The sequence below is a fragment of the Geminicoccus sp. genome (assembly GCF_035556675.1).
Classification (GTDB): domain Bacteria; phylum Pseudomonadota; class Alphaproteobacteria; order Geminicoccales; family Geminicoccaceae; genus Geminicoccus.
Map to the genome: position 1 here is coordinate 1 of NZ_DATMFZ010000028.1, position 5,001 is coordinate 5,001.

Sequence of the window (5,001 nt, forward strand, 5' to 3'; positions counted from 1 at the left end):
CGCCTACACGGCACGCATGGAGCGCGAGATGAACCAACTCGATGCCCGGCGCGCGCTGCTTCATGCGCGGCTGGAGGCGCTCAGGAGCACCCATGGTGAAATTCATGGCGAGGTTCGCGCTATGGCGGGAACGGCGCTGGAGCGACGCGGCGGAATGGTGCCTCGATCGAGCAACGGCTGCGCGCCGGAAGGCTGAGGACTGGCACCGGCGCTACCTCGGCAGCAAGCCTGATCGCAGGCTCCCCTCATCCGGTACCGCTCCATCCACCCGAAAGGAGGATCGCTGATGCTGGCCATCCTGGTTCCGGCCATGTGCGCCTCCGGTCGTCGGTGGGGCAGGGAGGGCACACCGTGAGTGCATCTCTTCGCACCCGGGATGGGATGTTCAGTTCAGTCGCCGCGCTGCAGGCGGCGGAGGATGCCCAACTCGGCGCTGTTCCTGTGACGACCGAGGAGGCGCTGGGCTGGGCGCGAGAGAACAAGGTCGCCCTGGTCTCCAATGAGCCTGCTGACCATCAGCTCCGGCGCATCAACGCCGCGCGCCGGGAGTACCGGTTGCCGCTCTTCGTGGTGAAACTGCCCATCACGCGGGGCGCCTCTCCGAAGTCACCAGTACGGGCTCCCTCTTCGACACTCCGCCCCCGGCAGGCTCCTCCCTTCAACACACTCCCCGCCACCAGCGCTGCCGAGCCGAAGCCCTCCTCGGCTTCGCGGATCTGCGCCAGTCAGGATGAGCTCCTGGACCTGGTCACCGGCTTCGAAGGCACCCGTACCGGCCTGGTGACACCCGAGATCGCCCGATGGCTGCTGGCCCTGAACAGCGCCAACCGGCCTCTCCAGAAGGCACAGGTGCAGCGGTTCCGCGAGATCCTGGCTCGTGGCGCCTGGCTCAACACGGGCGAGCCGATCATCGTCAGCCGGGAAGGGGTGCTCAACGACGGACAGCACCGGCTGAGCGCCGTGGCCGCCAGTGGCATCCCGGCCCTCATGGATGTGCGCTTCGGGATAGTCCGTAGCGCCTTCGCCGCCACAGGCACCGGCACCCGCCGGACCGCCGGGCAGGCCCTCGGCATCACGGGCGCGAAAAACGCCAGCACCCAGGCCGCCATTGCCCGCCTCCTGGCTCATTACGACGCCGGGCAGATGGCGCGGGCGAGCCAGCAGGTCGAGAACGGCCAGATCTTGGACATAATCGCCCGCGAGCCGCGGATCGCCGAGATCGCGGCGATGATCCAGCGCCACCGCTTCGCGCCCGCCCGGACAGCGCCGCTCGGCCTGATCCTGGTCCTGGCCGCCCGCAGCACACCCATGCAGCGGATCTGCGCCTTCGCCAGCGTGGTGAATACCGGCCGTGCCGATAGCGAGTCCGATCCCGCCTACCAGCTTCATCTCCGGCTGCGCGATGCCGCCCTACGCCGGGAGCGGATCAGTCAGATCGACGCCGCCGCGCTCGCCGCCAGGGCGTGGAATGCCTGGTCCGAGGGCCGCGCGCTCCACCGCCTCGTCCTGCAGGACGGCGACCGCAGTAGCGAGGGCTTTCCGCGCGTGCACGGCTCAGATGGCCCGTCGGGGGAGGCTCGATGAACGCGCACACGCAAGGGCCGCCCGATGCCTCCCAGGCGTCGGCCGTCGTCTACCACGCGACCTTCGGCATCTATAATCAGGACAGCGATTGGGACGACCGCCGCGCCCTGACCTGGCAGGATCTCATCCCGCTCCTGACCCGGCACGAGGTCGGGCCGAAGGAGGGCACCTGCATCGTGCCCGCCACCTTTTTCGGCATGCGCCGCAAGAAGCTGGAAGCAGAGCGGATTGACGTCGCCTTCCTGGACAGCGACGCCGGCTTCACCCTGGACGAGATCGAGGCGGCCGTACGGCGTCGCGGATGGGCCGCCATCATCGCCTCCAGCCATTCGCACATGACCACCAGGACGCGTGTGAAGCGGGCCAACTGGGAACGCTATGCGGCCCAGTTCCCTGCCGACATGCCGGCGACGCCGGCTGCCTTCCTAGAGGAAGAAAAGCACTACCTGCCGCGCGTGGCCGAAGGCGCCCGAATCGCGGAGGAGAAAGGCGAGTTTCTCTACTTCGAGCACCAGCGCTGTCCAAAGTTCCGCATCGCCATCCCCCTGGCCCGGCCCTGGCTGGCGGCGAGCTACCCCAAGCAGATCCTCGCCAATGCCGCCTGGAAAGAGCGAGTCGAGACCCTGGCCGGCGCGCTGGAACTCGACCACGACCAGGCCTGCACCGATACTTCCCGGCTGTTCTACCTGCCCCGGCGCCCCGCTGACGGCCCGCTGCCGGAGACCCGGGTCATTGAGGGTGCACCGTGTGACATCTTCGCCCTGAAGGCGCCGGGGGAGGAGTTCTTCACCGGCCTGCCGACACAGGAGAGCCCGCCGAAGCAGCGCACCCGGAAGAAGGCCAAGCCGGAGCAGGAGTCGGCGGAGTTCACCGATCCGCAGACCGGCGAGGTGTTCGACCTCTCCCGCTGGGCCAAGCACTTCGGGGCGCGCTTCCAAATCGTCGACGCCCTGCAGGCCACCAAGCCGGAGGTGTTCGTTGGCTTGGTGGCGGATGGGATCAAGCACCACATCGTATGTGTCAACGAACGGGAGCACACCAACGAGGGGCAGGACAAGGCCACCTTCCTCGTCAACGCCAACCAAGCCGACAACCACGGGTTCGTCTACCACTGCCGGCACGGCCACTGCGACGGCCGGGATCGTCTCGTCTTTCTCCGCAAGATGCTGGAGGAAGGCTGGCTCAGCGTCGCGGACCTGACCAGAAAGCGCTTCCTTACCGCCGAAGCCGTGGGCGGCTCCCAGGCTGCCGGCCCGCAGCGGGACGAGGAGGACGAGCACTATTTCCAGCCGCCGCTGATCCGCTACGTGGCCGGCAAGCTGCCGGAGATCGTCACCCAGGCCGAGGATGCCCTGATCCGCTCGCCCTGCGAGGTCTATCAGCGCGGGCCCTTCATCGTCCGTCCGGGGCTGGTGCGCATCACGGTGCCGAAGAAAGGGGAGATCGAGACCCCCAGCCTGATCGAGATGGGCGCGCATGCCCTCGCCGAGGAACTGACGCGGGCAGCCGACTGGGAGAAGTTCGACGGCCGGTCCGAGAACTGGATCGCGATCGACGCCCCCACCAAAGTGGCCGAGACCCTCCGCGACCGGAAGGGGCAGTGGCGGCTTCCAACCATCGCCGGGATCATAAACGCGCCGACCCTCCGGCCGGACGGATCAATCCTCGCGACGCCCGGCTACGACCCGGCCACCGGGCTGAAGCTTGATCTCCGCGGCCTCAAGGTGCCCAAGATCCTGGACCAACCCACGGCCGACGACGCCGACGGGGCGCTCCAGATCCTGCTGGACCTGATCAGCACCTTCCCCTTCGAGAAGAACGAATGCCGCTCCGTGGCGCTCTCAGCCATCTTGACGGGGGTGATCCGTCGATCACTGCGGACGGCACCTCTGCACGCCTTCTCGGCGCCCGCAGCAGGCTCGGGGAAGTCGATCCTGGTCGACATCGCCTGCCTGATGGCGGCCGGCCACGAGGCGCCGGTTATCGCCCAAGGCAAGAACGAGGAGGAGATGGAGAAGCGCATTGGCGCCATGCTCCTCTCCGGCGATCCATTCATCCCGATCGACAACTGCGAGGCGCCCCTCGGTGGCGATATCCTCTGCCAAATCCTGACCCAGACCAGCGTTCGCGCGCGCATCCTGGGCCGGTCGGAGATCCCGAAGCTGCCGTCCACGGCGCTGGTCACGGCCACGGGGAACAACCTGGTCCTGGTCGGCGATATGACCCGGCGCGCGATCATCGCCCGCATCGACCCGAAGTGCGAGCGCCCGGAACTGCGCGTGTTCGACCGCGATCCGGTCGAGATGGTGAAGGCCGACCGCGGCAAGTACGTCGCCGCCGCGCTCACCATCCTGCGGGCCTTCCACGTCGCAGGACGGCCGCAGCAGAAGCAGAGCAAGCCCCTGGGCTCGTTCACGGACTGGAGCGAGTGGGTGCGCGGCGCGCTCTTGTGGCTGGGCGAGGCCGACCCTGTGAAGACCATGGAGGATGCTCGGAACGACGATCCGAAGCTGGAGGCGATGCGCTCCGTAATGGAGCAGTGGCAGGCGGTCATCAAACCGGAGATCCGCGTCACCGTACGCGAGCTGATCGAACGCGCGACCGCTCACCGGACCGGTGACTGGGGTAAGCCGGACTTTATCCATCCGGACTTTCGTGAGGCGCTTCTCAAGATCGCCAATGACCGGGGCAACGTGAACAGTTTCCGGCTGGGCAAATGGCTCAGCGCCAACAAGGGCCGGATCGTGGATGGCTACTCCATTGAGGCTGATGGTCAGGAGAAAGGGATCGGAACGTGGAAGCTGTCGAAGAGCTAGATCCGGGCTTTCAGAAGGAGATGGAGGACATGAAGGACATCCCCAGGTCAACGCGTGAAAACTGTCAGAGACAGTTTTCACTCCAGGAGAACAGAGCAATCCATGTCTGACAGTTTCCGTAGAATGGCCGACGAACGTGCTTCATCTCCTTCATCTCCTTCGTGGGAAGGAGATGGTTAAGCGCAGCCGTCCCCTGCTCTGTGCGATCACCCCAACACAAGCTGCCCCCGCAATCTTCCTGCAGGACAAATCCAACATGAGCACCACGAAGCCGAGCTACATCCCCGCCAGCAACGCACTCATCGGCTGGAACACCAACAAGGCTTTCAGAGTGGTGGACGTCTTTGTCCTCCCGGACGGCAGGGGCAAGGACTGGAAGCTCACCGGCATTCCCGCAGACTGGGATGGAGCGGACTTCACACACGGCGCCTGCTTCGCCGCGTGGATGAAAGGCACCCGTGACATGACGCCGGAGTTCGTCTTCAGCGAGATCCTGGTGTTCCACGGCTTCGCCGACAGTCAGGTGGCCGAGAAGGCCATCGCCGAGTTTGCAAAGATCAAGGAGTGCGCCTGGGCGCGGGCGATGGTGCCTACGCAAGCC

General features: G+C 66.4%; 4 protein-coding genes. All 4 read left to right on the plus strand.

Annotation, left to right across the window (positions count from 1 at the left end; translation table 11 throughout):
• On the plus strand, nt 1-196 hold a 196-nt coding region (locus VNS22_RS01910; protein WP_325729044.1), incomplete at its 5' end, for a hypothetical protein.
• Nucleotides 197-381: 185 nt separating this feature from the next.
• Nucleotides 382-1,584, plus strand: a complete 1,203-nt coding sequence (locus tag VNS22_RS01915) for a hypothetical protein (RefSeq protein WP_325729046.1) — start codon at nt 382-384, stop codon at nt 1,582-1,584.
• Nucleotides 1,581-4,400 (plus strand): hypothetical protein, encoded by a 2,820-nt coding sequence (locus tag VNS22_RS01920; RefSeq protein WP_325729048.1) that lies wholly within the window; start codon nt 1,581-1,583, stop codon nt 4,398-4,400. Before VNS22_RS01915 ends, VNS22_RS01920 begins: the two co-directional genes overlap by 4 nt.
• A 256-nt stretch (nt 4,401-4,656) precedes the next feature.
• Nucleotides 4,657-5,001 (plus strand): hypothetical protein (locus VNS22_RS01925; RefSeq protein ID WP_325729050.1); only part of this gene is annotated, 345 nt, incomplete at its 3' end.